Annotated in this window: 1 protein-coding gene; it reads left to right on the top strand. The window is 36.4% G+C overall.

Annotated elements, in window-relative coordinates; genetic code table 11:
- Positions 1 to 190: LPS export ABC transporter periplasmic protein LptC (lptC, locus tag AAEY72_RS16325; RefSeq protein WP_352311734.1), on the top strand; the 190-nt coding region annotated here is incomplete at its 5' end.
- Positions 191 to 236 lie beyond the last annotated feature (46 nt).

Raw genomic sequence — 236 nt, 5'->3', positions numbered from 1 at the left:
CGCCATGATCGATACGATCACCGCCCAGACCATCAATGTTGATATAAAACTATTAACCATGCAATCACAGCAGCCTGTCGTTATTACAGGACCTAATTTAAAAATCACAGGTAAAGGCCTTGAGGCCGATTTAAAAACCGAGGTGATTAAACTTATTAACCATACGCGAACCCTATATTATGACCAATAACCTATTTAAAATTTTAATTGTTCCCTCACTATTAATTGCTTTTAAC

The sequence above is a fragment of the Psychrobacter sp. W2-37-MNA-CIBAN-0211 genome (genome assembly GCF_040309405.1).
GTDB classification, from domain to species: Bacteria; Pseudomonadota; Gammaproteobacteria; order Pseudomonadales; family Moraxellaceae; genus Psychrobacter; species Psychrobacter glaciei.
Note: the sequence above shows the minus strand (reverse complement) of the source record. Positions and strands in the feature narration are given on the sequence as shown.